Annotated in this window: 3 protein-coding genes and 2 pseudogenes; 4 read left to right on the forward strand and 1 reads right to left on the reverse strand. The window is 57.1% G+C overall.

Translation table 11 applies throughout. From position 1 onward, the window contains the following. Positions 1-50: 50 nt before the first annotated feature. Complete coding sequence (locus tag BMY36_RS20135) at positions 51-209, reverse strand: hypothetical protein (protein ID WP_156215266.1); 159 nt, start codon at positions 207-209, stop codon at positions 51-53. 230 nt (positions 210-439) lie between these two features. On the opposite strand from BMY36_RS20135, the gene BMY36_RS18850 reads away from it, so the two are divergent. The 4 genes and pseudogenes from BMY36_RS18850 to BMY36_RS20705 all read left to right on the forward strand — a co-directional run. Continuing rightward, positions 440-1,537: a Fic family protein gene (locus BMY36_RS18850; RefSeq protein ID WP_050520774.1), complete on the forward strand. Its 1,098-nt coding sequence runs from the start codon at positions 440-442 to the stop codon at positions 1,535-1,537. A gap of 82 nt (positions 1,538-1,619) precedes the next feature. Beyond that, positions 1,620-1,811, forward strand: a complete 192-nt coding sequence (locus BMY36_RS18855) for a hypothetical protein (protein WP_050520773.1) — start codon at positions 1,620-1,622, stop codon at positions 1,809-1,811. 101 nt (positions 1,812-1,912) lie between these two features. Continuing rightward, positions 1,913-2,092, forward strand: a pseudogene (locus tag BMY36_RS18860) (transposase domain-containing protein); the annotation flags it as partial. Positions 2,093-2,187: 95 nt separating this feature from the next. Then, positions 2,188-3,084 (forward strand): annotated as a pseudogene (locus tag BMY36_RS20705) (DDE-type integrase/transposase/recombinase); the annotation flags it as partial.

The following is a 3,084-nucleotide window of genomic DNA, read 5'->3' on the forward strand; positions in this document are numbered from 1 at the left end:
GGTTTACTCATACCACACAGCTACCATGCTGGATTCACAAGATGAATCCCTCATGGGATTTGTGCAACAGAGCCCATCATCTGCTCAAGGGCTGCCGCGACTGCTGCGCTCTGGGTCGCGAATACGCCTTGCCCTACCTTTTCCGAGAGGAAGTGGTGATGGCGGTCGGTAAAGCTGAGGGTTGTTTTGACGGTCATCTGCGCCTTCATGGTATGACTCAGTCACATACCACTTACGGGCGATGGCTTCAACAATTGGAGATAGAGAGCGCTGATGCCCGAGACACTGGGGGCAGCGGCGGCCTTCGGTTTACGCATGTTGGTGGTTTTGAAAGACGTGCGGAGATTACACGCTCTAACCTCCGCAGAAGGTGCGGCGTTTAGTCTTGCGGATGCGGCGAATACACTGCACAATCACCGCGCATGATGCGGAGAGTATAATGTACATCTGGGAGAGGCCAGCTTGGCCAGTGCTTACCTGGCGCGATGCCAGCATCGCAACGCCTTTGGCAGCTGTGCGCCACGATCAGGGGCGCCTTATCGGGCGAATGGAATCGCTGGGGTTCAAGCTGCGCGAAGAGGCTGTCCTTCAGACCCTGACGCAGGATGTGCTGAAGACCAGCGAGATTGAAGGCGAGGCGTTGGATGCGACGCAGGTGCGGTCATCGCTTGCCCGCCGCCTTGGCATCGACATCGGTGCCCTGCCCCCGACCGACCGCAACGTCGAAGGCATCGTCGAGGTGATGCTGGACGCGACCCGGAATTACACAGCGCCGCTTACCGCCGAGCGCCTGTTTGGTTGGCATGCCGCCCTGTTCCCGACAGGTCGCAGTGGCATGACGCGCATCCGCGTTGGCGATTGGCGCGATGACAGTTCGGGGCCGATGCAGGTGGTGTCCGGACCCTTTGGCAAAGAACGGATCCACTATGCCGCCCCCCCAGCTGAACGGGTTGCTGCGGAGATGGGCGCTTTTCTGGAATGGTTCAACGCGCCCTTGACCATGGACCCGGTGATCAAAGCGGCTCTGGCGCATCTGTGGTTCGTGACCATCCATCCCTTTGAAGATGGCAATGGCCGCATCGCCCGTGCCATCGCTGATCTGACGCTTGCGCGATCAGAGGCCAGTCCACAACGGTTCTACAGCATGTCGGCGCAGATTCAGATCGAGCGGTCAGACTATTATGATGAACTGGAACGCACCCAGAAAAGGGCGACGGATGTGACGGATTGGCTGACCTGGTTCCTTGCCTGCCTTGGCCGGGCAATCCACGGGGCTGATGGCGTCTTGGCAGCAGTCACCACAAAGACACAGTTCTGGGAACGCGCAGCAGCGCTGGCCTTGAACGAGCGTCAGATCAAGATCCTGAACCGATTGCTTGACGGATTTGAGGGCAAGATGACATCCTCGAAATGGGCGACCATCGCGAAGTGCTCACAGGATACCGCGAACCGCGATATCACTGCGCTGCTGGACTTGGGGCTTTTGCGCAAAGGAGATGCTGGCGGCCGCAGCACCAGCTACGAGCTCGCACTTTGACCTATTTTCACCCCATGGCATGCCACTCTGTGAACGTTGACACAGCGTGGACACAAAATGCGAACGACAAAAGCCGAGCGTTATGCTTGGCTTTGAAGTCTTTGTTATTACGGAAGATTTTGGTTGCGGGAGCTCGACTTGGACACTGTTTCGCAAAAATGACGGATATACGGGTCGCTCGATGACGCAGGCTGTTGAAATCTGCGAGGAATTGACCCAGTTTTCCGAAACGCCATGGCGCAATAATACCAATAATTCCGCCATCTTTTCATGAGACTACCATGTTTCAGGGGGGGGATAACGCCAAATGGAAAAATGGGTCAATTCGACACGAAAATCGACATGCCAATGGGTCGATCCTACTCGAAAATTAACAACTACCTCTTCGTCGGATCGCAAACCGGTGGCAAATTCGCCGCCATCGCCCACACCCTGATCGAAACCGCCAAACTGAATGGCGCCGATCCGCAAGCATGGTTGGCCGAGACGCTTGACCGCATCTCGGACCACAAAATAAACCGCATCGATGATCTGTTGCCATGGAAGGCACGATAACTGCGGTCAAGCCGGACGCTCACCCCTCCGTGCCAATAAGCGTGAGACAATCGAGTGGCTAAAGTTTACACTTGAGGGCGCAGGAGCACGAACACATGGTTATGCCTTCACAGCCACCTATTTTGGTGGGTACCGTATCTGAACAGCAATCGCCTCACACGGCACCCACCCGCGTCGTTGCCGCGCCGGCGGTCTCTAGAGCCGAGCTGACGAGTACGCCGAAACGGCGCATCTTCACCGCCAAATATAAGTTGCGCATTCTGGATGAGACAGACCGTGCCGCAGGCACGGGTATGGTCACGAGCATTCTGCGCCGGGAGGGGCTTTATTCCTCAGCCCTGACCGATTGGCGGCGGTTTGACCTCTGCTGTTTGCTCTGCGCTGTCTTTGTCTCGCGCAAGCGTTCTTCGGCACCGCGCGGCACTGACGGCCCCACCGCCAGCGCGCAAAGTGCGCGCACTTTCTTCGCGGGCCCTGCCAGAACGTGAACGCGATCAGGTGCTGCAGCATTTGCGCGAACCCCGTTTTGCCGATCAAACACCCACCGAAGTCTTCGCCACATTGCTGGATGAAGGGACATACCTGTGTTCGATCCGCACAATGTACAGAATATTGGCGGCTCAGGGCGAAGTTGCTGAGCGCCGCCGACAACGCACGCATCCCGTCTATGTGAAGCCGGAATTACTGGCAATCGGGCCCAACGAAGTCTGGTCCTGGGACATTACCAAGCTGATGGGGCCGGTGAAGAGGTCCTATTTCTATCTCTATGTCATCCTCGACATCTTTAGCCGCCGGGTGGTCGGCTGGCGCGGCGAGCACGCCGAAAGCGCGGCCCAGTTCAAGGAACTATTCATCGACACAATGGAGAAACATGCTGTTCCACGGGATCAATTGACACTGCATGCTGATCGAGGTGGACCCCCTCTTGTCTTATGGTTTGGCCAGTTCCTTTGCGAAGCTGGAACAGCTGCCCGGCACGGCATTTATGCCGG

Source organism: Pseudorhodobacter antarcticus, assembly GCF_900110135.1.
Lineage (GTDB): Bacteria > Pseudomonadota > Alphaproteobacteria > Rhodobacterales > Rhodobacteraceae > Pseudorhodobacter > Pseudorhodobacter antarcticus.